At 38.1% G+C, this 26,294-nt stretch carries 19 protein-coding genes; 11 read left to right on the forward strand and 8 right to left on the reverse strand.

Features of this window, described 5'->3' with window-relative positions; all coding sequences use genetic code 11:
* Positions 1-39: 39 nt before the first annotated feature.
* Entirely contained in the window at positions 40-1,212 is a 1,173-nt protein-coding gene (locus CPS_RS20980; RefSeq protein ID WP_011045393.1) for a CaiB/BaiF CoA transferase family protein, read from the reverse strand.
* Positions 1,213-1,448: 236 nt separating this feature from the next.
* Between CPS_RS20980 and CPS_RS20985 the strand changes: the two genes are divergently transcribed.
* The 6 genes from CPS_RS20985 to CPS_RS21010 all read left to right on the forward strand — a co-directional run bounded on the left by CPS_RS20985 (position 1,449) and on the right by CPS_RS21010 (position 9,568).
* Entirely contained in the window at positions 1,449-2,867 is a 1,419-nt protein-coding gene (locus CPS_RS20985; RefSeq protein ID WP_011045394.1) for an aldehyde dehydrogenase family protein, read from the forward strand.
* 444 nt (positions 2,868-3,311) lie between these two features.
* Entirely contained in the window at positions 3,312-4,397 is a 1,086-nt protein-coding gene (locus tag CPS_RS20990) for a polyamine ABC transporter substrate-binding protein (protein ID WP_011045396.1), read from the forward strand.
* A gap of 104 nt (positions 4,398-4,501) precedes the next feature.
* Positions 4,502-5,632 (forward strand): ABC transporter ATP-binding protein, encoded by a 1,131-nt coding sequence (locus tag CPS_RS20995; protein WP_011045397.1) that lies wholly within the window; start codon positions 4,502-4,504, stop codon positions 5,630-5,632.
* Entirely contained in the window at positions 5,629-6,582 is a 954-nt protein-coding gene (locus tag CPS_RS21000) for an ABC transporter permease subunit (RefSeq protein WP_011045398.1), read from the forward strand. The genes CPS_RS20995 and CPS_RS21000 overlap by 4 nt, the downstream gene beginning before the upstream one ends.
* Complete coding sequence (locus CPS_RS21005; RefSeq protein WP_011045399.1) at positions 6,582-7,385, forward strand: ABC transporter permease subunit; 804 nt, start codon at positions 6,582-6,584, stop codon at positions 7,383-7,385. Before CPS_RS21000 ends, CPS_RS21005 begins: the two co-directional genes overlap by 1 nt.
* Positions 7,386-7,462: 77 nt before the next feature.
* A complete protein-coding gene (locus CPS_RS21010) occupies positions 7,463-9,568 on the forward strand; it encodes a methyl-accepting chemotaxis protein (RefSeq protein ID WP_011045400.1) in 2,106 nt (701 codons plus the stop codon).
* 369 nt (positions 9,569-9,937) lie between these two features.
* On the opposite strand, the gene CPS_RS21015 is transcribed toward CPS_RS21010, so the two are convergent.
* On the reverse strand, positions 9,938-11,221 hold the full coding sequence (locus CPS_RS21015) for an NAD(P)/FAD-dependent oxidoreductase (RefSeq protein ID WP_011045401.1): 1,284 nt from the start codon (positions 11,219-11,221) through the stop codon (positions 9,938-9,940).
* Between the two features lie 38 nt (positions 11,222-11,259).
* Complete coding sequence (locus CPS_RS21020; protein ID WP_011045402.1) at positions 11,260-12,630, reverse strand: glutamine synthetase family protein; 1,371 nt, start codon at positions 12,628-12,630, stop codon at positions 11,260-11,262.
* A gap of 253 nt (positions 12,631-12,883) precedes the next feature.
* Between CPS_RS21020 and CPS_RS21025 the strand changes: the two genes are divergently transcribed.
* From CPS_RS21025 to CPS_RS21045, 5 genes are all read left to right on the forward strand, one after another.
* The gene (locus CPS_RS21025; protein WP_011045403.1) at positions 12,884-13,651 is read left to right on the forward strand and encodes a gamma-glutamyl-gamma-aminobutyrate hydrolase family protein; all 768 of its coding nucleotides are present in this window, start codon (positions 12,884-12,886) and stop codon (positions 13,649-13,651) included.
* A 77-nt stretch (positions 13,652-13,728) separates the two neighbouring features.
* Complete coding sequence (puuR, locus tag CPS_RS21030; RefSeq protein ID WP_011045404.1) at positions 13,729-14,271, forward strand: HTH-type transcriptional regulator PuuR; 543 nt, start codon at positions 13,729-13,731, stop codon at positions 14,269-14,271.
* 142 nt (positions 14,272-14,413) lie between these two features.
* Complete coding sequence (locus tag CPS_RS21035; protein ID WP_011045405.1) at positions 14,414-15,079, forward strand: TorF family putative porin; 666 nt, start codon at positions 14,414-14,416, stop codon at positions 15,077-15,079.
* 341 nt (positions 15,080-15,420) lie between these two features.
* The gene (locus tag CPS_RS21040) at positions 15,421-18,498 is read left to right on the forward strand and encodes a ligand-binding sensor domain-containing protein (protein ID WP_041737160.1); all 3,078 of its coding nucleotides are present in this window, start codon (positions 15,421-15,423) and stop codon (positions 18,496-18,498) included.
* Positions 18,499-18,862: 364 nt separating this feature from the next.
* Positions 18,863-19,783: a GGDEF domain-containing protein gene (locus CPS_RS21045; RefSeq protein ID WP_337998960.1), complete on the forward strand. Its 921-nt coding sequence runs from the start codon at positions 18,863-18,865 to the stop codon at positions 19,781-19,783.
* A 74-nt stretch (positions 19,784-19,857) separates the two neighbouring features.
* On the opposite strand, the gene CPS_RS21050 is transcribed toward CPS_RS21045, so the two are convergent.
* The 5 genes from CPS_RS21050 to CPS_RS21070 all read right to left on the reverse strand — a co-directional run bounded on the left by CPS_RS21050 (position 19,858) and on the right by CPS_RS21070 (position 26,273).
* Positions 19,858-20,262, reverse strand: coding sequence for a hypothetical protein (locus CPS_RS21050; RefSeq protein WP_011045410.1), 405 nt, complete (start codon positions 20,260-20,262; stop codon positions 19,858-19,860).
* A gap of 196 nt (positions 20,263-20,458) precedes the next feature.
* Positions 20,459-23,293: an FAD-binding and (Fe-S)-binding domain-containing protein gene (locus tag CPS_RS21055; RefSeq protein ID WP_011045411.1), complete on the reverse strand. Its 2,835-nt coding sequence runs from the start codon at positions 23,291-23,293 to the stop codon at positions 20,459-20,461.
* 28 nt (positions 23,294-23,321) lie between these two features.
* The gene (locus tag CPS_RS21060) at positions 23,322-24,008 is read right to left on the reverse strand and encodes a LutC/YkgG family protein (protein WP_011045412.1); all 687 of its coding nucleotides are present in this window, start codon (positions 24,006-24,008) and stop codon (positions 23,322-23,324) included.
* Between the two features lie 4 nt (positions 24,009-24,012).
* Entirely contained in the window at positions 24,013-25,491 is a 1,479-nt protein-coding gene (locus CPS_RS21065; RefSeq protein ID WP_011045413.1) for a LutB/LldF family L-lactate oxidation iron-sulfur protein, read from the reverse strand.
* Positions 25,488-26,273 (reverse strand): (Fe-S)-binding protein, encoded by a 786-nt coding sequence (locus CPS_RS21070; RefSeq protein ID WP_011045414.1) that lies wholly within the window; start codon positions 26,271-26,273, stop codon positions 25,488-25,490. Before CPS_RS21070 ends, CPS_RS21065 begins: the two co-directional genes overlap by 4 nt.
* Between the last annotated feature and the right edge of the window lie 21 nt (positions 26,274-26,294).

A 26,294-nucleotide genomic window follows, 5' to 3' on the forward strand; every position in this document is an offset into this window, starting at 1 on the left:
TTAGATTTATATTTAGATTTAGGTTTAGTTACGTTAGGTTTACTTTGATTTTAATATTTCATCAGTGTGCTGTCCCAGTGTGGGTGGAGCAGCGTGATAAGTAATTGGCGTTTGTGAAAATCTTACCGGATTGCCGACCTGAGGCACTTTACCTGCGGTAGGATGATCTAGCTCAAAGGCCATTTTACGATGTTTAATTTGTGGATTTTCAAACACACGGTCAATTGAATTAATGGGACCACAAGGTACATGTACTTCTGAAAGTGCTGCTAACCAATAATCTAACTTTTGTTTGATAAAGTAAGACTCCAGTAAGGGGATAAGTGTTTCACGATGCTTTACGCGTAATGCATTGGTTGTAAACTGCATATTCTCACCAACCTCTATGCAACCCAGTACATTACAGCATTTTTGAAATTGATCATCATTGCCAACGGCTAACAGGATATAACCATCTTGTACTTTCATGGCTTGATATGGAACAATATTTGGGTGAGCCGACCCTAATCTTTGTGGTACATCACCACTCACTAAATAACTACTGCCTTGATTCGCTAAGCAGGCAACTTGCGTATCTAATAGTGCAATATCTATCTGTTGACCTTCGTTCGTTTGAGTTCGATGATATAAGGCAGCTAAAATACCCGACACCGCATACATACCTGTCATTAAGTCCGTTGTTGCTACCCCTACTTTTTGTGGTCCACCACCGGGTAACGAATCTTTTTCTCCAGTGATGCTCATCAATCCACCCATCGCTTGAATCATGGCATCGTAACCCGCTCTATTCGCATACGGGCCATCTTGGCCAAAGCCAGTGATTGAGCAATAGATAACATCTTTACGAATTTTTTTAATGCTCTCATAATCTAAGCCGTATTTTTTAAGTCCGCCAACCTTATAATTTTCAACGACAATATCTGCTTGTGCTACTAATTTATATATTGCTGCTTGTCCATCAGCACTTGTCATATCTACTTCAATCGACTTTTTCCCTCGATTAGCGGCAAGGTAATATGCTGATTCAGCAGTATCCTCACCCTGCTCATCTTTCACATATGGAGGACCCCAGTGGCGAGTATCATCTCCCTTTTCAGGTCGTTCTATCTTCCACACTTCGGCACCATAATCAGCCAATACTTGTGTAGCCCAAGGGCCTGCTAAAATTCGGCTAAGATCGAGTACTTTGATTCCGGTGAGTGGGCCTGCCATTAAATGCTCCTTAAGTGAGAGTGATGATTACTACGCTTTTAAGTTAATAAACTGAGGCACCATTTACCTCATGATAAATAAAATGGCTAAATGCACTGGTTTTACACACAACCGTTTATAACCTTATTGAAGTGTTATTTACAACAAAATTTTAATATTTATTGATGTTTTGCGCTTTATTGTTTATTTTATCCAACACTAGATTTATTTAAAATATGCTATAAGGCAATGTGTTTATGAAAAATTTAAGCCACTTTTATATTAACGGACAATGGGTCTCTCCAGAAAAACCAAATGACTTTATCGTTGAAAACCCTTCAAATGAACGTCAAATTGGTACTATTTCTCTAGGCACTAATGTCGATGTTGATAAAGCCGTTACCGCGGCTAGAAACGCATTTAATCAGTATGGTTTTAGTTCAAGAGAAGAACGTATTGCACTATTAGAGAAACTATTAAGTGCCTATATGAATCGTTATGACGAGATGGCGCAGGCTATTTCCCAAGAAATGGGCGCGCCAATCGATTTTGCCACGGCTGCTCAAGCTGATTGTGGCCGAGGTCATATTCAAACGGCGTTGGATGCTTTAAAAAATTATGAATTTCAGCACACCTCAGGAAATGCCACCATAACCCATGAGCCAATTGGCGTTTGTGGATTTATTACACCGTGGAACTGGCCTATTAATCAAATTGTTTGCAAAGTTGCGCCCGCACTAGCCACAGGTTGCACTGTGGTTTTAAAACCGAGTGAAATTGCTCCTTTATCCGCCCATGTTTTTGCCAAAATAATTGATGATGCCGGTTTCCCTGCAGGAGTTTTTAATCTTGTTAATGGTGATGGAATGGGCGTTGGCTCTGCGATATCGTCTCACCAAGATATTGATATGGTTTCTTTTACTGGCTCAACTAGAGCGGGTTCATTAATTTCGAAATCTGCAGCAGATACGGTAAAACGGGTGGCACTAGAGTTAGGTGGTAAATCACCGAACATTATATTTGACGATGTGGACCTAGAATCGATCGTGACTAAAGGTGTTGTCGGCTGTATGGAAAATACGGGTCAATCATGTAACGCACCAACACGTATGCTAGTGCAAGAGTCTGTTTATGATGATGCCGTTAAAATAGCGACTCAAGTGGCTAATAACATAAAAATCGATAGGGCTGATAAGCCAGGTAATCATATTGGCCCATTAGTTAGCAAAGCCCACTTTGATAAAGTACAAAGCATGATCAAAGAAGCAATAGAATCAGGCGCTACATTATCAGCCGGTGGTCTCGGTAAGCCTGAAGGTTTTGAATTGGGTCATTTCACCAAACCGACAATATTCTCAAATGTGAACAATAAAATGAACATCGCACAAGAGGAAGTATTTGGCCCCGTTTTGGTGATCATTCCTTTCAAAGATGAGCAAGAAGCGATCACGTTAGCAAACGATTCTCCTTATGGTTTAGCTGCCTATATAAATACCCCTGATGAAACAAAAGCGAGCCGTGTTGCAAGGCAAATGAGGGCTGGAATGGTAAGGATTAACTGGGCTTCACATCATTACACTTCCCCGTTTGGTGGTTATAAACAATCAGGAAATGGTCGTGAGTGGGGAACATATGGCTTTGATGATTATTTAGAAATTAAAGCGACTAGCCGTTAGTCTTTGAAATTTTAATTATATTTACTTATACCCGTTACCATTCAAAGTGCAGGTTTTCAGTGGGAATTTAAATGACTTTAGGCAAGAAGAATGATTTAAGCATAGTCATTCTATGCTTTGATTATTTGACGCAGTATAAAGGCATTTAAAACCCATCGAAGAAGCGCTTGAGCAACATCACTTCATCGTTGCTGTGATTTATAAGGGAATTACCATTATTTCATCACAGCGCCTTGAATTGAAATTGCTCAAGCACTCTGAAACCTACATCTTGATTGATGACGGGTATATAAGCTTAAATTTCCCCTAAAAGGGTGTTGATTTATTGACTTGACTATGTTTCTATAAATAAGAATTTGAAGAATATATTTAACATAACGATGTCATTCTGAGTTTTACAATAGATTTTATAAGTAAATAACAAACAAAAACAGGGTATGAACCATGAAAAAGAAAAGTATATTACTAATAACAACAATGCTTGCTTCACTGGCCGCATCTGCATCAGATAAAGTAGTTAACGTTTATAACTGGTCAGATTATATTGACCCTGCAGCGATTAAACAGTTTGAAAAAGAAACCGGTATCAAAGTTAACTACGATGTTTATGATTCTAATGAAATCCTCGAAGCTAAGCTGATGGCCGGTGGTTCAGGTTATGATGTTGTGGTACCAACAGGTTCATTTTTAGAACGCCAAGCAAAAGCAGGTATTTACGCACAAATCGATAAAAACAACCTGTCCAATTACAATAACATTGATAAAGCAATGGCTGGTAAAATGGCGCTTCATGATCCAGGTAACAAGCACAGTGTGCCGTATACTTGGGGAACGATTGGTCTAGGTATTAATACTGATATGGTTAAAGCACGCTTAGGTGATGTGGAACTTAATAGCTTAGATCTTATCTTTAAGCCTGAAGTCGCAGCTAAGCTAGCTGATTGTGGTATTGGTATTTTAGACTCACCTGCTGAAGTTATGTCTATCGCGTTAAACTACGCAGGTTTAGATCCTAACTCTGAAAGTGATAAAGATCTTAAAGCAACTAAAGCGATGATTAAAAAGGCTCGCCCTCATTATAAATATTTTGACTCAAGCCGCCTGATTGCTGATTTAGCCAATGGCGATATTTGTGTTGCGTTAGGTTATAACGGCGATATGTTGCAAGCTAATAGTCGTGCAAGTGAAGCTGGACAAGGCGTTAAAGTTGAGTACCTAATTCCTAAAGAAGGCACCATTGCTTGGTTCGATATGATGGCAATTCCTGCTGATGCGCCTCACAAGAAAGAAGCTTATGCCTTTATCAACTTCATCTTAAAAGCTGAAACAGGTGCTGGTATTTCTAACTATGTTTATTATGCTGTTGCTAATGAAGCTGCTACTAAGTTTGTTAATGACGACATTAAATCTAATATCGGTATTTATCCGGTTGGCGAAACAAAAGAAAATCTGTTTTCTCAACTCGCTCACACCTCGCGTTTTGACCGTAAATTAACGCGTGCTTGGACACAAATCAAAACAGGTAGATAGTTTTAATCATTGACCATAAGGGCATTAGCTTGCCCTTATGCTTTAGGACATAACTACAATAACAAATATCTAAATCCTGTCGAAAATATCCCTAGGAATCTCGAATGACTCAAGAAACAACTATGCCTCTTTGGAAACAAGATGGCGCTAAACCTTTTATTCAAATAAAAAACGTGACTAAAAAATTCGGTGAATTTACCGCCGTAGATAATGTTTCGTTAGATATTTATGAAAATGAATTATTTTGTTTATTAGGAGGTTCGGGATCAGGAAAAAGCACCCTGTTAAGGATATTAGCCGGTTTTGAGGACCTCACCTCTGGTCAGGTACTCATCGATGGCGTTGATATGGCTAATATTGAGCCATGGAATCGACCGATAAATATGATGTTTCAGTCATACGCATTATTTCCTCATATGACCGTGGCTAAGAATATTGCTTTTGGTTTAAAGCGAGATAACGTGCCGAAAAAAGAAATTGCAGAACGTGTTACTGAAATGCTTACCATGATGCAAATAGAAGCATTTGCAGATAGAAAACCCGATCAATTATCAGGCGGTCAGCGCCAACGTGTTGCGTTAGCAAGATCATTGATCAAACGCCCTAAATTACTATTACTTGATGAGCCTTTAGGTGCACTGGATAAAAAGCTTAGAGAAGAAACTCAATTTGAATTAGTTAATATTCAAGATAAGTTAGGAGTTACCTTTGTTGTGGTGACTCATGACCAAGAAGAAGCCATGACACTAGCGACCCGCATTGGCGTTATGGGTAATGGTATTATTACCCAAGTTGATGAACCTCGCGATGTTTATGAATATCCAAGCAGCCGTTTTGTTGCAGAATTTGTTGGCTCTATTAATTTATTTGAGGGTCGTATTTATGAAGATGAAGTTGAGCATGTAAAAATAAAGTCAAAAGAAGCTGGTTGTAACTTTTTTGTCAATCATGGCATTAGCTGTGCCCCTAATCAAAAAGTGACAGTTGCTGTTCGTCCTGAAAAAATGAAAGTCACCCGTAGAAAACCAGATCAGGAATATAACTGCTTACACGGGCAAATCATCGACATTGCCTATATGGGTAACCTGTCAATTTTTAGGGTCAAGTTAGAGAGTGGCGTCATTGTTCGTGTCACCTTACCTAATCTTGTCAGAGAAAACCGCAATCCATTAACATGGGATGATTTTGTTTACCTTGCATGGGATGACGACAGCAGCGTGGTATTAACATCATGAGTAAAGTAACCGGCACTTTTTGGCTCGGTCGTTATGACACAGTCAAAACTCGATTTAGTTCATTGAAAAAAATTCGCTGGGGTAGATACTCTGTTATCTCTATCCCTTCCTTATGGTTAGCCTTATTTTTCTTTATTCCCTTTTTAGTTGTGTTTAAAATTTCACTGGCTGAATCTGCTATAGCTGTACCTCCTTATACAGATATGTTTGCTTGGAATGTAGAAGATGCAATTATTGATGTAAAAATAAAACTTGGCAACTATTTATACCTTTTTGAAGACTCCTTTTATTTAGACGCCTATTTAAGTTCAGTTAAGATCGCCGCGGTCTCTACTTTTTTTACTTTATTAATCGGCTTTCCAATGGCCTATTTTATTGCAAGTAAAACAGGCACCATGCGAACGCTTTTATTAACGCTTGTTATCTTACCTTTTTGGACTTCATTTCTATTACGAGTCTATGCGTGGATGGGCTTTCTTAAAAAGAATGGTATTGTTAATGAGTTTTTACAAGGCATTGGCCTTATTGACCAACCTATTCAAATGTTACAAACCGACTTTGCTGTATACATTGGTATTGTCTACACCTACTTACCTTTTATGATCTTACCTTTGTACACCACCTTAGAAAAACTAGATGGTAGTTTGATTGAAGCGTCTAAAGATCTGGGTGCAGGACCAATTAGAACCTTTTTCTTGATTACCTTACCCATGTCTATGCCCGGTATTTTAGCTGGCTGTTTATTAGTGTTCATACCTGCCGTTGGAGAATTTGTTATTCCTGCCCTATTAGGTGCGTCTGACACGTTAATGATAGGACGAGTGCTTTGGGATGAGTTCTTCCAGAATAGAGACTGGCCAATGGCCTCAGCAGTGGCGACCATGATGTTACTTATTTTAGTTGTTCCTATAATGTTTTTACGTAATGGCAAAAAAGAAGGAGCTGAATAATGACTAGAAATTCAAAGTTTTTATCAATCTCATCGTTATTTGGATTTATATTTCTTTATGCGCCGATACTTTCACTAATTATTTATAGCTTTAACAAATCTAAGCTAGTGACGGTATGGGGTGGATGGTCTGTTAAATGGTATGCTGAATTATTCAGCAACCAACAAATTATTGATGCGGCAATAGTGAGCTTAAAAGTTGCATTTATCACCGCAACGCTATCCGTTATTCTCGGTGTTCTGGCGGGTTATGTACTGAGTCGAATGGGTAAGTTCCCTGGTAAATTAATCGTTTCAGGTTGGATAAGTGCACCGCTTATTATGCCAGAAGTGATCACCGGTTTATCACTCTTGCTATTGTTCGTTTCTTTAGAGAACTTAATAGGTTGGCCTGCAGGAAGAGGCATTACCACGATTATTATTGCCCATACTACTTTTTGTATGGCGTATGTTGCAGTAATTGTGCAGTCTCGCTTGTCACAAATGGATGATTCATTAGAAGAAGCTGCGATGGATTTAGGAGCAAAACCACATAGTTTGTTCTTTCTAATCACCTTACCTATTATCTCTCCCGCGATAATTTCTGGTTGGTTACTGGCGTTTACTATGTCGTTAGATGATTTGGTTATCGCGAGTTTTGTATCCGGTCCAGGTAACAGTACGCTACCTATGGTTATCTTCTCTAAGATAAGACTAGGGGTGTCACCTGAAGTGAACGCACTGGCAACAATCATGATATTAATTGTCGCCATTGGTGTAGTCGCTGCTATGTGGCAAATGAGAAAAAAAGAAACCACCCTCTAAATAACGCTCATTTTTAGTCTTTCTTATTAAGGTTGTATCGTTGTACAGCCTTTTTTATTTTCAAAGGGATTCGTTACATGAATAAATCCGTAAAAACAAAAATTATTTTTTCCACCCTGTTATTACTTATCATCACAATAACCTCATTATTAATCGTCTCTTCAATCTCTGTTGATAAAACCGCAACCTCTTTATCTGAATACCTACAACCAAAAATTAAAGAAAGCAGTTTAATGCCAATGGTTATTGCGGCAGACGCTGAAACGGCAAGAAATGAAGTATTTTTTGACCAAGTAATCAATGAGGCTGATCGCCTTGCAAGTGACATTGCGTTTTTACGGGTACAATTTCGCGCGCTTTTTTTATCTGCTGAAGATGTTCGCCATATTTTAAATATGTACATAAAAAGTGCTATAGAAAGTAATCAATCAGCCGTTGGCGTATATGCTGTTTTTCTTCCCAATGCACTTGATGGTGCTGATGAAGCAAATAAAGGTGCAGACGATCTAGCAACAAATGAAGCAGGAAGATTTGCTGTTTATTGGGCTTTGAACGAACAAGGTGAAGCTATTGAAGAAATAATGCCTGAGGAGATGATTAACGATACCAGTCCTAATTCAACTGGACAACCCTATAACTCCTGGTTTACTTGCCCTATTGAAAAACAACAAAATTGTTTATTAGAACCCTATATAGACAAAGTTGATGGTAAAAACATATTAATGACTTCAATAGCGATACCAATTAAATTCGCGAATAAAGTCGTTGGTGTTGTCGGTATTGATATCGCGTTAGCTGATATCCAAACAAAAGCAGAAGCGTTCTCAACTAAAATTGCGGATGGCAACAGCCGAGTATTGATTGTATCTGAAGATAACTCGGTGATAGCTGATTCTAACAATAGTGCTAATCAAGGTGCTTTATTTTCTGAAATAATTAATAGTACTCAGTTAAATGAAGGCATTAGTGAGAATGATCGCAGTTTTACTTTGGTGAAACGTATTCATTTAGGTGGCATCACTCAGTGGAGTATTTATACCGAAATACCTAAACAATATATTACTGATGAAGTAAATCAGACCATGACTGTGTTAGATAAAGGCACTGAAGACCAGTTTACCAGTGTTCTGTATATGAGTTTATTGGTGTTAATCATAGGTAGTATTGTAATCTTTTTCATGGCTGAAAAATTGACAGTACCCTTAAGAGCTGTGGCGGACGCTTTAAAACAAATAGCCAGTGGTGATGCTGATTTAACTCAACGTATCAAAGTTAATTCAAAAGATGAAACGGGTCAGCTTGCCCATTCGTTTAACCAGTTTGTAGAAGGGCTGGCAAGTATTGTAGGTCAGTTTTCAGAAGGCGTTAAAACCACCTTTTCGGCCTCTGAAACAGGTAAAGCGTTATCGACAACAACTAACTCACAATTAGCTAGCCAACAGTTAATGATTGAAATGGTCGCGACGGCAGCAGAGGAAATGTCGCAAACCTCTACCGATGTTGCGCAAAATGCGGTTTCAACTGCTGATGCGACTAAAGAAGTTAGAAGTGCAGCTTCAAATGGTATTATTAAATTAAAACAAACCACCAGCACCATTTCAAAACTGGCAGAACAGATGCAGTATTCAAACGAGCAAGTAGATAAGCTGTCAACCAATAGCGATAATATTGTTAATGTACTCAACGTGATTAAGTCAGTTGCAGAACAAACTAATTTACTTGCCTTAAACGCAGCCATCGAAGCCGCAAGAGCAGGTGAATTAGGTCGTGGTTTTGCGGTTGTTGCTGATGAAGTAAGGGCACTCGCGGGTAGAACGGCCAGCTCGGTATTTGAAATTGAAGGCGTCGTTAATGAGTTACAAGTTTCAACGAAAGAAATGGTGGCAACTATCAGTGAAAACGTTAAAAGAGCCGAGGCTTGCACTGAACAAGCACAGGAAACGCAAACGATCTTTGAAGTTATTGAACAAGAAGTGACTAACATGACGGATATGGCGGCAAATATTGCTTCTGCCGCTGAAGAGCAAAGTCATGTTTCAGAAGAGATCAGTAGCACCTTACAGAATATAAATACCACCACTGACGAGCTTACGCAAAGTGCTCAGCAGACCTTAAAAGTGAGTGAAGAGCTGTTGGTATCAGGACAAGATCAAGAACAACTCATCGGGCGATTTAAGTTTTAGGTCAATCTGTTGAGTTGAGTTGAGTTGATAAGTCATAAATTGATGGCAATAAAAAAGCTAACAACACCTTGTTAGCTTTTTTTGTTTACATGAGCATATACCCAAACCACTTGAAGATGCGTGTTTCAGGACGCCTGAGTGATTCATGATCAATACGCTTCATTTTCTTAATGGTTATTCCCTTAACAAATGAGGCAACGAAGAACATGAAGTACTCAGATGTCCCTATACGGTTGGTTTAGAAACGTTTTATCCTACGTTATTGATTTCGATAAGGGAGTAACCATTATCTTCAATCAATGCCTTGGCTAAAAAACGTTTCTAATTCCAACTGAAACCTGCATCTTCATGTAGTTTGGGTATAAAAGGTTAGATACCTAACTTATCTCTCATCTGGTAATACCAAGCACCCATCGCGGTGTAAGGCGTTTTAAATAACCTACCACCTGGGAATGGATATTGAGGTAAGCCAGCAAATACATCAAAGCGTTCTGCTTGGCCAGTAATTGCATCGGCAATAACTTTACCGGCTAAGTGGGTCGAAGTTACACCATGGCCACTATAGCCTTGAGCATAATAGACATTGTCATTTATACGGCCAAATTGTGGTAATCGCATTAACGTCAGTAAAAAGTTACCTGTCCAGGCATAATCAATCTTCACATCTTTGAGTTGAGGGAATGTTTTTAACATTTTAGGAATGATAATTGATTCTATTTTAGAAGGCTCTCTCGCCCCATAAGTTGTGCCACCACCGTAGATCAGACGACCATCGCCTGATAAGCGGAAGTAATCTAATAGGTAGTTACAATCTTCTACGCAGACATCGGTCGGTAATAATTGCTTTTGCATGGCTTCTGGTAAGACTTCAGTGGTAATTATTTGCGTTCCACATGGCATTGATTGTTTCTGTTGCTTAGGTAAAAGCCCTTCTAAATAAGCATTACCAGCTACAACAACAAAATCAGCCGTTACACTACCTGAGTCTGTTTTAATGACCGCTTTTTTACCATGAACAATATCAACAACAATACTGTCTTCGTAAATTATTCCACCTAACTTTTCAAACGCAGCAGCTTCACCAAGGGCTAAGTTGAGAGGATGAATATGACCACCTGCTTTATCTAATAATCCTCCCACGTAACGTTCAGTACCGACATGATTTTGAATGTCACTTGCACTTAATAGCTCAGTTTCATGGTAGCCATGCTTAGCCCACAGTTTTTGCTTTTCAGCCATTTCATCCAGCTGTTTGCTGTTACAAGCGGCAAAAACACCTCCTGGTCTTAAATCACATTTGATGTCGTAATCGTTAATTAAACGTTTAATTATTCGACTACCTTCAAAGGCCATTTGTCCCATTTCAGTACTAACATGTTTGCCATAATTACGTTCAATAAAGTCCATATCTCGACTATAACTATTAACTAACTGGCCGCCGTTGCGACCTGAAGCGCCAAAACCAATGCGACTGCCTTCAACAACCACCACTTTGAAGCCTTTTTCAGCCAAATGTAATGCGCTTGATAATCCAGTAAAACCAGAACCAACAACGCAAATGTCGGCAGTAATATCTTCTGTCAGCTTTGATCGCTGAACTTTATCATTAGCACTTGCCGCATAATAAGAGCCTGTGTGGGAAACGTGATTCATAACTTGCCTCTGAAATTTTAAATTTATTAACTATTTAATTAGCTATTAGATAAGTACCATTTAACTTCTAGCTCACTAATATGCATATCAAATTGCTCTAACTCTTTTTGTTTAACAGTGTGATAGTTTTTAGTAAATTCTTCGCCTAAATAGCTTGTAAGTATTTGATCTTTTTCTAATTCTGCAAGTGCTCTATCCAATTTTAATGGCAGTGCTTCACAGTCGTCATCAAACGCGTTTCCTACCGTAGGATTTATAGGTTTGATTTTATTGGTTATACCATGATGAATAGAGGCTAAAATCACAGCCATCACTAAATAGGGGTTAGCATCAGCGCCAGAAACTCGATGTTCTATACGCGTTGCATTTTTATGTCCTCGAGGAAGGCGAAGTGCAACTGTTCTGTTGTCTACTCCCCAATTTTTTGCCATTGCAACATAGTACCCTGGCATAAATCGACGATAAGAATTCACGTTAGGACATAACAACGGCATGGAAGCTGGCATTAGTTCAAGCATGCCACCGATGGCATGTTCTAATGTTTCATTATAATCATTATGCTCATCAGCAAAGACATTGTTACCGCACTCATCTAAAAGACTGGCGTGGACATGCATACCACTACCGGCTTCATTTGAATAAGGCTTAGCCATAAAGGTCGCATCAAAATTATGCTTATCAGCCACTGTTTTGATAATACGCTTTAACAAAATTGCATTATCACAAGCAGCGACTGGATCGGCTTCATGTTTTAAATTTATTTCAAATTGTCCAGGCGCACACTCAGCTACTGCGGTATCTGCAGGTACATTTTGCTCAATACATACTCTATTAATATCGTCTAATAATGCACTGTAATCATTCAGAGTATCGACGGAGTAAACTTGAGTATGTTCATCTCTTTTACCTGTTTTAGGTGAGATAGGAGCTTGTAAATTTCCTTTGTTATCTTTATTTTTATCTAATAGATAAAATTCTAATTCAACGGCAACAACAGGGTATAAATTTATTTCTGCTAATTGTCTAACAACGTTACTTAAGATATTACGTGGGTCGGCAAAAAAAGGCGTTCCATCGTGGTTGAACATGCTCATTAATACTTGCGCGATTGGGCGATCATGCCAAGAGGCCATATGAAGGGTGTTCGCAATAGGTTTACAGACCATATCCGGCTCGCCAATGTCTTGCCCGAGCCCACACTCTTCAATAGTTTCTCCAAGTACATTCATGGAAAATATCGTAGCGGGCATATTTAAGCCACTGCTATAAATTTTTTCTAAACTACTTTTTTCAATGCGCTTTCCTCGAGCAAAGCCGACTAAATCAGAAATGAGGACATCTATAGCCTCAACTTCTGGGTGATTGGAGAGAAAATTTTCTACCTCTGTTGTCTGTCCAACTTTTATCATAAAATTACCTTCGAAATTGATACATATAATTTACCCATCACAAAATGATGAATATTTGCTTCACTATCTATTAGTAAGTAATTGTAATAGCTACGTCAAGGTAAAATCAAATAAATAAGCTATATTTTTTACATAAAATGACTTTATTGTCATTTTATTGCCTTTTTGTAAAAAATATTCATTGAAAACCGAAGTTTTTTAATTTACCTTAGAGTTATTGAAATTTAGCAGTAACTTATTTGGAATTGATTCGATGGTTAGTAAAAATCAGAAGCCTGTTGTCGGCATTACCTGTTGCAGTAGTCTTAACGGGATTCATCATCAACAAGTTGTTGGTGATAAATACATTCGTGCCTTGATGGCCGGTAGTGATGTTATCCCCGTTTTGATTCCTAGTTTTGGTGAAGCTATGTTAGAAATATTACCGCATTTAGATGGTATATATTTAACAGGTAGTTATTCGAATATGGAACCACATCATTTTGGTGGCACTGAATTAGGGGTCGATATGCCACGTGATCCCAATCGAGATACCACTAATTTAACCCTATTAAAAAAAGCAGTAGAGCTAAAAATCCCCGTGTTGGGTATTTGCCGAGGTTTTCAAGAAATGAATGTTGCGCTGGGCGGAACATTACATCAGCAAGTATTTGAACTCGATAATATGACAGAGCATAGAGAAGATAAATCGGTCTCTATGGATGAACAGTACAGTGTGTCTCATGACTTAAACTTATCTGAGGCCGGTATATTATCTTCGATTATGGACGGAGAGTTAATTCAACAAGTTAATTCATTGCATGGTCAAGGCGTTGATAAATTAGCTGACACTCTAAAAGTGGAAGGCACAGCACCTGACGGATTAATTGAAGCATTTTCATTGGCGGATAACGCTAGTTATTATTTAGGGCTGCAGTGGCACCCCGAGTGGAAAATTGCTGAGAACCCTTTTTACACCGAAATATTTAAAAGTTTTGGTGATGCTTGCAGAAAATACAAAGGAAATGAAGCATACAGTTAAAGCCATTAATGTAATAAACTAACTCTTTTTCAATGCAGGTACTGCCTGTCAGTGTAGTTAGTTTATTAAGGGTAATTATGGACGTAGGCAAAAGATTAAAAGAAGTTAGAGAAATGTATGGGCTTTCACAACGTGAATTAGCAAAGCGCGTTGGCTTAACAAATAGCACTATATCAATGATAGAAAGAGATGCTGTGAGCCCATCGATTAGTTCGTTAAAGAAAATTTTAGAAGGCGTTTCTCTAACGGTTACTGAGTTTTTTACTTTAGAAATTCCCACTGAATCGCAAGTGGTCTTTAAAAAAGACACCTTAGTTGATGTAGGGAGTGACGGTGTAGAGCTACATTTGGTTGGTACACCACAGCCGGACTCTAAACTTGCATTTTTGATTGAGCGTTATCAACCTGGATCAAGTACTGGTAAAGATATGATCACTCATATTGGTGAAGAAGCAGGTACGGTGATCGAAGGAAGTATTGAGATAACAGTGGCAGGACGTAGTTTTAAGCTAACTAAAGGTGATAGTTACAAATTTTCGACAAGCTTACCGCATAAGTTTAAAAATACATCGAAAAAAGTTTGTAAAATTATTAGTGCGCATACGCCGCCTTCTTTTTAGCGTAACTCTGTAGCCTTGAAAGCGAGCTGTTATTAATTTTTTTTAGCACCCATATGGGGGTTAATTAAAAAGTGAAAGTACATTAGATTGTATTTAATTTGATTTAATTTAAAAACCATAAAACCATAAAAAAAGGAATAACATGAATAAAATTAAATTGTTAGCAGCAACATTCGCGCTTACGGCTATAGCTCCACTCGTCTCTGCAGAAGTCAGTGTTACAGGAACATTAACGTCGGATTATGTATTTAGAGGTGTTAGTCAAACAGATAGCTCTCCGGCTATTCAGGCGAGTTTAGATTACGAACATGAAAGTGGATTTTTTGCCGGCGTTTGGGCGTCAAATGTTGACTTCGAAGACGATGCAAATGCAGAAATTGATTTCTACGCGGGTTACTTTGGCGAAATTAATGACACTTTTTCTTATGATGTTATGTATAACTACTACACCTATCAAGGTTACAGTTCAGCAGATGATTCTGATTACGGCGAATTTCTTTTCAATGCTTATATTAACTCATTCACGTTAGGCCTTGGTTATGCTTCTGATTATGTAAATACCGGTGATTCAGCACAGTATATTTCAGCAGCTTATGATATCGAACTTCCTAAAGAGTATGCCTTAACTTTACAAGCTGGCTATACCATGGGTGATGCATTTGACGATGCCGAGTATGTAGATTATAGCGCAACAGTTGCAAAAACATTTTTTGACTTTGATTTTACTGCTGCCGTAATAAATACCGATATTGATGATGCTGACAATGCAGATTTTCGATTTGTTTTAGGTGTTTCACGCACATTTTAAGCACTTTGTTCACATAGCGTGAACATCTGTTTGCTTTACCTTTAGCCTGCTTGTCAAAAAGCAGGCTAAATTTTTTATCTTCTACTGAAATATCCCTAATTTTTAGCTAAATTTACTTTATTAGAAGTACGTAAAACCTCTCTGTCGCGACAGTTGAAAAGTAATAATTGTCACTAATTCAAGTACTGCTAATTTACCTGCCTTTTTATTTCTTATTTTTCGTTTAAAATATAATCTTGTAATAAACACAGCATCAATTTTTTATCATAGTAATAGTCTGATAAATAAACTAAAATAATACCTGTGTTGCTTTTTTGTGCTACCCCTTAGCTTTAACGTCTATGAGATCTATTTCATTGTTTTTTAATCGCTTTATGTATTTTATTATCTTGCTTGTTGGTGTTTTTATTCCAGCTTATAGTAATGAGCATCCTTTAGAGCTTACTAATGAGTACTCTGTAGAGCTGTTAACTGAAGACGAGGGTTTTGTTTCTTCTGAAATATATTCGATCATTCAGGACAACCAAGACTTACTTTGGTTTGGCACTGCCGAAAATGGCGTTATGCGTTATGATAGCCGGAAAATAACCCTCTTTGAATTTGATAGTATGAATTCAAACGGTTTATCTCATAATGATGCTGGCAATCTCATGTTAGATCGTAACGGGAGAATATGGATTGGTACTTGGGGCGGAGGCGCTAGTCTTTATGAACCAAAAACAGGAAACTTTCAGCATTTTATTAACGATCCTCTCCGGGTCGATTCTATCTCATCTAATCGCATACAATCTTTATTTCATGACCAAGAAGGTACTATTTGGTTAGGCTCCTATGATCATGGCTTAAATCGATATCTTGGCAATAACAATTTTGAGCATATTGAGAAAGATGACAAGGTAGAATCTGGTTTATCCCATAATAGAATATGGGATATAGAAGATAATGATAAGCAAAGCTTATGGATTGCGACTAGTTTTGGCTTGAATTTATATGATAAAAATAATAAAACTTTTTCTCATTTTTTCCCTGACCCAGATAACCCTACCCCCACGGGGGCAAATGAAATAAGAAGTATTTTAAAAACTTCAAAAAACAAACTTTATGTCGGTACACAAAAAGGCCCCTTTACTTTCGATAAACAAAGCGGTCTTTTTACCCCTTTAAAAACCCTTGATGATCAATACCTGGGTCAAGTCAATTCTATGATTGAGGATCAAGAAGGTTATCTGTGGTTTGTCTCCAGTAAAGGTTTGTTTCGACAATCAAACTCAGGTCCTCGAATTGAACAATTTGTACTTGATAATAATAACGGCTTGAGAATAATTTTCGAAGACAGTTCGAGAACCATATGGGTTACTAGCGAAACTCACGGTATATATAAAATAGTGCCTCATCGTAAGTTTAAATCGATTAACAGTTCTGCACTAACAGCACCAAATGATATAACCGTTGATGCGAATGGTGATTTGCTAATTGTCTCATCATCATCTCAATTATTTAAATGGCAAATATCCTCACAAAAACTAGAAATACTCTCAGCACCAATCTTTAGCAATGAAAATGGTTATGGGGTAAACCGGCTATTAGAGAAGCCCATAATATTTCTAGATGACAATAATATTTTATGGATTGCACAAGATGATGGTTTAGCAAAATTTAATTTGATAACTAAGCAGATTGATTTATTAAAATATCCAAAATCTGATCCAAGCTATAACGAATTCAGAGAGTTACGAGCGCTCAATACTGATAAATATGGCAACCTTTGGATTGGTACTTATAAAAATGGTGTTTATCGCTACGATCCTTTGACAAAATCTTTTAATCATTTAGACGATTCTTTCGGATTATCTCATCCTGAAGTATTGGAAATATTTAAAGACAATGCACAAAACATCTGGGTTGGTACGGGCGATGGAGTCAACCTTTGGGATGAGAGTAATAAACAGTTTATTTCATTTAAAAGTGAGCATAATAACAAAGATAGTTTATTGGGAACAATAGTTCAGGATATACATCAATCTAAAGATGGAGAGATCTGGATTGCCACCCAAAAAGGCCTCAACTTATACCTGCCTAAAACGAATAGTTTTAAACATTTTAGTAGAAAAAATGGCTTACCTACCTCTTTGATACGTGCAATTGAAGATGATAATAGTGGTCATTTATGGCTGACAACAAATAAAGGTATTTCAAAGCTAAATCCAATATCAGGAAAAGTAACTAACTTTGACAGTTACAATGGCTTATTAGGTTTAAATTACTATGCAAATAGCCTGGTTAAGGGTGGAAATGAAACACTTTTCACTAGTAGCCAAAGAGGCATTGAATTCTTTAACACATCGGCTATTGAAGCTAATAATAGCGAGTTCAATATTATTCTAACGGGGTTCAATAAAATGGGACACTCCGTAAAACTTGAAAAACCTTATTCTTATGTAACTGATATTGAGCTTTCTTATATTGATTACTTTTTTTCTTTTGAATTCTCAGTATTAGATTTCATTTCCCCGAGTAAGAATTTGTATGCTTATAAGTTAGAAGGATATGATGATAATTGGATTGATATTGGTAATCGCAATGTCGCTTCTTTTACAAATTTAGATGGTGGCTCATATAAATTTTTGGTCAAAGCAACGAACAGTAGTGGTAAGTGGGGAGAAAAAATACTCTCTATTAACTTGTATGTCTCGCCACCGCCTTGGAAGACTTGGTGGGCATATAGCTTATATGCACTATTAACACTGCTTGTTGTATTCATTTTTATTTATTTTAGAACACGTTTTCAACAAACAGAAATAGCCAGGCAGAAGCAGTTTGTATTAGCACTTGAAGAACAAGTTGAAGAAAAAACCGCATCCTTAAATGCAAAAGCAAGTGACTTAATCGCTGCAAATAAGCAGTTAGAAGTGCTTACCTATCAAGATGGGTTAACAGGGCTTTATAATCGCCGATACTTTGATAAACAACTGACAACAGAGATAAATAGACATTATCGTCAACAGCAATCATTATCTCTCATCCTTTGCGATATTGATCACTTCAAGCTATTTAACGATCTTTACGGTCATCAGCAAGGTGACAATTGTCTGAAAAGAGTAGCAGAATGTATTGGTACTAACGTAGCAAGAATGACAGATGCCAATTGTCGTTATGGTGGTGAGGAGTTCGCTATTATCCTACCCAATACATCAGTGGAACACTCGACTCTGGTTGCTGAACGTTTATGTTTTGCTATAGAGAACATGAAAATTCTTCATGAAAAATCTAAAACGAGTAACTTTGTCACCTTAACTATAGGGGTTGTTACTATTCCTCCTAAGCAAAAAACATCCGTTGACGCAATTATTTTAAGTGCAGATAAAGCGCTCTATATGGGTAAGAAAAATGGAAGAAATAAGGTTGTCCGAGCTGATTAGTAGCTAGCTGCAGGTTTTAGTCAGTTGTAGGCGTTGTGATTAAATCAGAGAGATAAGTTTCGTTAATTAATGATTCATGTCCACGCCTAATATTGCCACGATTACCCTTCATCCGAGTGTTAGAGACACTTGTATTTTTATAAAAAAGTGCACCTTAGTATTTATTACAAAAGTGTTATGCTAAATTATCCTGTGACCTCTTGTTATATCACTAATAGGATTAAGTTCTTTGGATGAACTACCCCCAATAAATAGTCTCGATAATGAAGAATTTCAACAAGCCCATGTTGTTTCTTTATTTGCCTTGGTGGGTATGTCAATTACTGCCGTCATGTGACTCATTGGGCTATTCAACAACAATTTCATTTTAGCTGCGAGTTTATTCTTCGCCTCTTTTGTCTATTTCCTTGGTTATTATGCTTATAAGAAACACAACAATGTCGCATTAAGCTCCGCTATTATTCTCTATTCTCTCTATTTATTAATGTTCTATCTTATTTACTCTGGTGGTGTTGAGAATACAGGACCTTTATGGATATTTATTGTAGCCCCTGTTTCAGTCTTTATTCATGGTTTAAAGCGCGGCTTGATTGATATTGCAGTATTCGTTTCAATCATAAGTACCCTAATGTTTATGCCAACAGATATTATTGCTCATGCTAACTACAGTACTGAATTTAAATTACGCTTACTCTATTCTTTTTTAACCGTTACCTTTCTGTCAGCTTTGTATGAATATTCAAGAAATAAATCTTATCAACACACTTTAGAATTAAGTAAAAAATACCAACAGCTTGCCCACTTCGATCCCTTAACTCAACTTTCGAACCGTCGTGATGCACTCGGTATTTTAAAACAAGAACAAGCGAGAATGATACGTAGTAAAGAACCATTATCCATCATCATATGCGATGTTGATTATTTTAAAAAAATTAATGATCAATATGGTCACAATGCTGGTGATGCAGTGTTGATAGAACTTGCAAAAATATTTACCAGCAATATAAGAGAACAAGATTGTGTCGCTCGCTGGGGTGGGGAAGAGTTTTTATTTATTTTGCCGCAGACACTCGCGAGAAATGCCAATGTTTTTGCTGTAAAAATTCAAGAAAAATTGCAAAACCATTTAGTGGATTACCAAGGTAAAGAAATTAAAGTATCGGTCAGTATGGGTATTGAACAATTCAATGGCAATCAAAACATTGATGAGATAATCAACAGCGCAGACAAATACTTATATCAGGCGAAGAATTCAGGAAGAAATCAAATATTTCCAAAATTTTAAATCTGCGATTATCAAGGGGTAATGAAGTGCACCTGAACGTAATGCTAATAACCACATTAACCTCCGCTAGACCGTTAGTTAGTAGTCGCCATACATTTTCTTAACCAGCTACTAGCACTAACGTTATCAGAGAAAAAACGATGCTTTACACCAGCGTCAGTATACGCTTTTTTACAAATATCCTCTGTAATTGAAGGACTATCGGCATACTGAAGATTGATGGCTACAGCGCGTACTTGAACTGCTTTTAAATAATTAGTGAAGTAGGTCATTGCCTCAGGTGTTGCGAGTGCTTCGTTACGAAGTACCACTAAGCTAGTATAGTTATTCATATTTAACTGTGGTCTTAAGGACGTTATTTGTTCTTCCATGCGTTCAAAAAATTCTGTGTTGCAAGGTCCAGTAATATCCACAGTAATAAGATCATTATCTACCGTTATATTGCTACTTCCATGTGGCAAAAAAGTACGTTTTGACATGACGTTCTCTGAGTAAACTTAGGTTGAGTAGGTTTATAATAGCAACATTAAATTCATAATGCTCGATTGTGAATTATTAGACTTTTAAAAATATTTTTGCAGCTTCTTTTGCAGTTTTTTGGGATAGCTAAGCCTGTAGGAGATACCCTTTATTGGGTTATCTCCATAATAATATTAAGTACTTCGCTTATTTACTTTAAACGCTATGACCCGTAGTCGCTTTATCTACTAAATAAAGAATGGATTGGTAATCTATCCCTGCATGATGCGATAAACCTATTTCACAGGTTCTGCTATTGCTATAGCCCACAGAGCAGTCTGATGGTACTTGCTCTTTTAAGGTGGCTAAAGCATTTTCATTTAACTCTGGGGTGGTAAAACCTTTATCTCCCGCAAAACCACAACACTGAATATGTTCAGGAATAACAACATTATTGCTGCATAACTTAGCAAGTTGCTCCATTTTATCGGTTAAGCCCATACGTCTACTGCTACAAGTGACATGCAGCATGATGGTATCGTTTAATTGCTTAAAAGCTAAATGTTCAGCCAATACATCCGCAACAAAACCTACTGGTTCATAAATAGATAAATTTGCAGTGGCGGCTGTATTTTCAAGTAACATTGATTTACAGGGACTAGTATCAATTAAAATTGGATATTTACCATTTTCACTCAGCTCAATTAGCTTTGTTAACAGTGAACTTCTTTTCTGTCCAGCCTCATCAAACATACCTTTACTATTAAATGGCATACCGCAACACTCACCGGTAAAGTCAGGACTAATAATGTCAAAACCTGCCTTTGCTAAAACCGCATAGGTCACTTCAGTTAACGAACGTTGCTCAGTTGCATCAACCGCTTGTCCCATACTTCTACTGGCACAACTGGGTATATAAACAACCTTGGGTTTAGCACTATTGCTGTCTGAGATCGTTTTGGGCTGATAACTAGCTTTATTTGGCAGGTACTTACTCCATAGTGGAATACTATTCGCTGACAATTTACGCACGGTGCCCGTTAAACCGCCCATCACAGTATTACCTAGTAGGCGTTGACTAAAACCAGCAATGGCTAAGGAAACCCGTGTCATTTTTTCTATGCTGGCAAAGTTATTCGCTAACTTTTTCGATACTCCTTGGTACTTAGTATTTCTAACATTGCGAAGATCTCGAATAAGGTCACCGGTATTAATGCCGACAGGACAACGATCCGCGCACAAACCTGTTGCTGCACAGGTATCTATACCTAAATAGTTGAAGTCTTTTTCAAGTTCACTTAACAATTGAGGGTTATCACCTGAGGCTGTTAAACGACTAATTTCACGATAGGTGGTAATACGCTGTCTTGGTGTTAGACTCAGCCCTTTTGAAGGACAGACCGGCTCACAAAAGCCACATTCAATACATTTATCGACAATGTCATGTGCTGCCGGTAGGTTTTTTAAGTTTTTAATGTGAGCTAACGGATCATCATTAATGATAACGCCGGGGTTTAATAAATAACTTGGGTCAAATAAGGCTTTTAATTGCTGCATCAAACTAAAACCTTCTTTGCCCCACTCTAATTCAATGAATGGCGCCATGTTGCGTCCAGTACCATGTTCAGCTTTCAATGAACCTTGGTAATCGACTGCCACTAGCTGGCAAACGTCATCCATAAAAGACTGATATCGGTCTACTTCTGACTGCGTTGAGAAATCCTGGGTGAAAACAAAATGTAAATTACCATCAAGAGCATGGCCAAAGATAATGGCTTCATCGTAATGATATTTTTCAAACAGCCCTTGTAGTTTGGCAACCGCATCTGCAAGTTGTTCAACAGGAAAAGCAACATCTTCAATGATAACAGTCGTACCTGTTTCTCTTACGGCGCCAACCGCAGGGAAGGTACCTTTTCGAATGGCCCACAGTTGTGAGTACTCACTCGCAACATCAGTGAATTTGATGACATTGGTTTGTTCAAAGTCGCTTAATAGACTTTCTAAGTCAGCTATTTGCTCGGTTAATAACTGTTGATTGGCTGCACGCGTTTCAATCAGTAATGCGCCAACATCTTGGTCGAGTGTTTTAATAAATTCAGGCAAGCCCTTCATATCACTTACTGAGGCTAACGATCTTCGGTCCATCAATTCAACCGCAGACACATTTGCATCAGCTAGCGCGCTTACCGCAGAACAAGTTGTTTGCATATCAGGAAAAAACACTATCGATGAAGCACGGTATTTATGCTCGATGACCGTGTTATAGGTAATCGAAGAAATAAAACCTAAAGTACCTTCTGAGCCAATCATCAAATGTGCCAAAATATCGATAGGGTCTTCAAAATCAACCAAGGAGTTAATTGCATAACCCGTGGTATTTTTTAATCGATATTTATGCTTAATTAACGCACTTAACGTCCCATCGCTACGAGTTTTAGTAGCCAGTGTATCTAACTGTTCTAATAATTGGGTATGGCTAGTTTTAAACGCTGAAATACTTGCTTCATCTGCGGTATCAAGGATGCTACCGTCATGTAAAACAAGGCGAATATTATCAAGCGTCTGATAACTGTTTTGTGCAACACCACAACACATACCACTGGCATTATTAGCGGCAATACCTGCAACTTTACAGGTATTAATTGAAGCAGGATCAGGGCCTATTTTTCGTCCATAAGGTAATAAATACTTGTTAGCGTCAGCACCTATCACGCCAGGTCCCAGTTTGATTTTTAGACCGAGATCTAATATTTCATGGTCACGCCAGCTATTAGTGAGCATAATTAAAATTGAGTCAGATTGGGCCTGACCCGAAAGGCTGGTACCAGCAGCTCTAAATGTTACCGGCAACTTTGCTTGTGCTGCAGCTTTAATGACCCTTACCACTTCAGCTTCGTCATCTAAAATAAGTACTAATTGTGGTACTAAGCGATAGAAACTTGCATCAACGCCATAAGCTAAACGTCGAGTATAATCGGTAATAATACGTGATGCAGGAATAAACTCTGCCACTTGCTTAGCAAGCAATTGATAATGCTCAGGTAACATAAAATCTTCCCAAATTAACTATTAACTATTAAATATTTATTAATAAAACAATAAGCGCTTTCGGGCCGTGAGCACCATAAGCTAACGTTTGCTGAATGTCAGCAGTTTTCGATGGTCCTGATACTAAGACAACATTGGTCGGTAATTTATCTTGCCATTGTTGCGAAGTCATTAAGCTACCAAAGTCAGCATATAATTTATTGGCATCGACAATAACAAAGTGCACTGGCGGCACCAAGGTTAAGCTTCGTGGCTCATTTTCGTCTGGCCATAAGACTATGCTACCTGTTGCAGCAATTGAGCAATGCGAGCTTGATAAAGCGGCTGGGCATTCATTAAAGAGCATTTCTTTATTATTATCAATTGAAAAATCATAGACTTGTAGATCTACTTTGCCATCTAGTGCATTGATAACCTCACGGTGAGAATCATTTTCACCATAAAGCAATTTAGAGATATTTAGTGCCTTAAGCTGCTCGCTGATAACCTCGGCCATATTTTCTTTAGTTGTTTTGATCACTTGAGCATGGTTTTTCTCAAGTTCAGAAATAAACTGAGCTAAATTTTCTTCACGACTAAATTCAGGGTAATTATAAGGGACTTCTTCAGGCAATTTTTCATAATCTGCCCCCTTGACCTCCGCTTTCAACTTAGCAAGAATATTGCCACGCGCGGTATTACTGACTGCTTTGATATCTGCTTTTGTGTTTGTCATAAGGTTAGCCTCGCTCTTGCTGTGATTGCTTCGCTTTTTTTTGTTTAGCATTAATACGCTGATGTAAAGTCGTTGCTGCCGGTTTAGGTGCCGTTCTAACACTTGTCCAGCCACCTAATTTTTTAGGCATCAAAAAGCGAAAGCGTGTTAAACCCCACATTGATAAGGCATACAATTTTGGTGACTTATGCACTTGTGCCCATACTTTCCAAATGAGTGCTTCCACACTACTACGACCTGCTCCCTGCCCTTTCATCACTTGAGGTTGCTGAGATTTAGGCTTTACACTCTCTTGGCGCAAACGTAATAATATTTTAGGAATAGGGATTTTAACGGGACAAACTTCACCACAAGCTCCACATAAGGTTGATGCCGTTGGTAAATTAGTCGTCGCTTCAAGTCCCAACATATGCGGTGAAATCATTTTACCAATAGGACCAGGATAAACGGTTCCGTAAGCATGACCACCTATACGGGTATACACAGGGCAATGGTTCATACAGGCGCCACAACGAATACATTGTAACGTTTGCTTTAACTCTTCATCAGCAAAGGCTTGACTACGACCATTATCAAGTAAAACTAAGTGCACTTCTTTAGGGCCATCTTTTTCACCAGGCTTTCGAGGTGAATTGATCATATTAAAGTAGGTTGAAATGGCTTGTCCGGTAGCGCTTCGCGTTAACAAACTTAACAGCGGTGGCACGTCTGCCAAGTGTTCTATCACTTTTTCTATGCCTGTTATCGCTATATGCAAATCAGGAATAGTGGTACACATACGACCATTACCTTCGTTTTCCACTAAACACAGTGTGCCCGTTTCCGCTACAGCAAAGTTAACACCTGAGATACCCACATCAGCCTGACAAAATTTATTCCTGAGCACCTCTCTTCCTTGCTGAATTAAGGTATCAACATCGGTGCTGTACTCAAAACCCTCGATATTATCAGCAAATAGTTTAGCCACTTGTTTTTTGTTTTGATGGATAGCTGGCATGATAATATGAGACGGGTGCTCTTTGGCCAATTGCACAATGTACTCGCCCATATCTGACTCAAGACATTCTACATTTCGCTCTTCAAGGTAGTCGTTGAGTGCCGTTTCTTCTGACACCATAGATTTGCCTTTAACGACTGACTTCCCCTTTTTTTGGGCAATAAGCTGAGCAATAATCTCATTTGCTTCAGTAATCGTTTCTGCCCAATGCACCTTAATGCCATTTTTTTCAAGGTTACCTTCTAATTGCTCAAGTAAGAGCGGTAACTTAGCCAAACAACGCTGCTTAATTAATTTGCACTGTTCGCGTAATACTTCAAGCTCATCTTCTGATGAAAAAGCGCCTTTACGCTTATCCATCAAATAATCCATCGCACCCCTGAAGTTCGATCTTAGTTCTTCATTGCCGAGATCTCGGGTAACGTTCGCACGAAAGGCTTTAGCTGATGCTGCATATTTACTTTCTTCTTCGATAATATGTTTCATAGTGACCCCTTAGACGAATTACCTTTTATACGATTAAGTAAGTAACTCGCAATATGTTCACCACGTAATGACTGTTTTTGATAATCAAGCGCGCCATTTATATTCATCATGCAACCATGATCGGCACTGATATATCTAACAACATCAGTTGCTACAAGGTTTTTACTTTTATCAGCAACCATAGCGGCCGATATATCCGCATGTTTTACTGCAAACGTACCACCGAAACCACAACATTCACTTTCATAATCATGTATGACTAACTCAACGTTCGCGAGTTGAGAAATCAACTTATTGCCGGTGATATGCACGCCCATTTCTCTTCTAGCAGCACAAGACGTATGCAATGCAACCCGCTCTTTTGGGCCCTGATCGATAGGTTTTAAACGCAGTACATGCACTAAGAATTCTGTAAATTCAAAAACACGCTGACAAAAATTATTGATTTTAGGATCATCACCAAGCAAATCGAGATAATGATGACGCATCATGCCACCGCAAGATCCCGAAACGACAACGACAGGAATATCCAGAGGGAATTGTTTCACCTGTGCCATTGCTACCGCTTTAGCTTCATCTTTATAACCTGAGTTATAGGCTGGCTGTCCACAGCAACTTTGCCCTTGTGGGTAAATTACCTCAATGCCTTCGCGCTCAAGTAATTCAATAGCATCCATGCCCGTATCTGGAAAAAAACTATCAACTATACATGTACCAAATAAATAAACCTGCTTTGGTTTTTTAGGATAGTCACGGAGATGCTGAGTATTAAGTTGTTGCATAGATTGCTCTCTATTATTGTA

This window comes from Colwellia psychrerythraea 34H (assembly GCF_000012325.1).
Classification (GTDB): domain Bacteria; phylum Pseudomonadota; class Gammaproteobacteria; order Enterobacterales; family Alteromonadaceae; genus Colwellia; species Colwellia psychrerythraea_A.

Coding starts and splice junctions, on each gene's coding strand:
- CPS_RS20980 (WP_011045393.1), bottom strand. CDS start 1,212: ATGGCAGGCCCACTCACCGGAATCAAAGTACTCGATCTTAGCCGAATT.
- CPS_RS20985 (WP_011045394.1), top strand. CDS start 1,449: ATGAAAAATTTAAGCCACTTTTATATTAACGGACAATGGGTCTCTCCA.
- CPS_RS20990 (WP_011045396.1), top strand. CDS start 3,312: ATGAAAAAGAAAAGTATATTACTAATAACAACAATGCTTGCTTCACTG.
- CPS_RS20995 (WP_011045397.1), top strand. CDS start 4,502: ATGACTCAAGAAACAACTATGCCTCTTTGGAAACAAGATGGCGCTAAA.
- CPS_RS21000 (WP_011045398.1), top strand. CDS start 5,629: ATGAGTAAAGTAACCGGCACTTTTTGGCTCGGTCGTTATGACACAGTC.
- CPS_RS21005 (WP_011045399.1), top strand. CDS start 6,582: ATGACTAGAAATTCAAAGTTTTTATCAATCTCATCGTTATTTGGATTT.
- CPS_RS21010 (WP_011045400.1), top strand. CDS start 7,463: ATGAATAAATCCGTAAAAACAAAAATTATTTTTTCCACCCTGTTATTA.
- CPS_RS21015 (WP_011045401.1), bottom strand. CDS start 11,221: ATGAATCACGTTTCCCACACAGGCTCTTATTATGCGGCAAGTGCTAAT.
- CPS_RS21020 (WP_011045402.1), bottom strand. CDS start 12,630: ATGATAAAAGTTGGACAGACAACAGAGGTAGAAAATTTTCTCTCCAAT.
- CPS_RS21025 (WP_011045403.1), top strand. CDS start 12,884: ATGGTTAGTAAAAATCAGAAGCCTGTTGTCGGCATTACCTGTTGCAGT.
- puuR (WP_011045404.1), top strand. CDS start 13,729: ATGGACGTAGGCAAAAGATTAAAAGAAGTTAGAGAAATGTATGGGCTT.
- CPS_RS21035 (WP_011045405.1), top strand. CDS start 14,414: ATGAATAAAATTAAATTGTTAGCAGCAACATTCGCGCTTACGGCTATA.
- CPS_RS21040 (WP_041737160.1), top strand. CDS start 15,421: ATGAGATCTATTTCATTGTTTTTTAATCGCTTTATGTATTTTATTATC.
- CPS_RS21050 (WP_011045410.1), bottom strand. CDS start 20,262: ATGTCAAAACGTACTTTTTTGCCACATGGAAGTAGCAATATAACGGTA.
- CPS_RS21055 (WP_011045411.1), bottom strand. CDS start 23,293: ATGTTACCTGAGCATTATCAATTGCTTGCTAAGCAAGTGGCAGAGTTT.
- CPS_RS21060 (WP_011045412.1), bottom strand. CDS start 24,008: ATGACAAACACAAAAGCAGATATCAAAGCAGTCAGTAATACCGCGCGT.
- CPS_RS21065 (WP_011045413.1), bottom strand. CDS start 25,491: ATGAAACATATTATCGAAGAAGAAAGTAAATATGCAGCATCAGCTAAA.
- CPS_RS21070 (WP_011045414.1), bottom strand. CDS start 26,273: ATGCAACAACTTAATACTCAGCATCTCCGTGACTATCCTAAAAAACCA.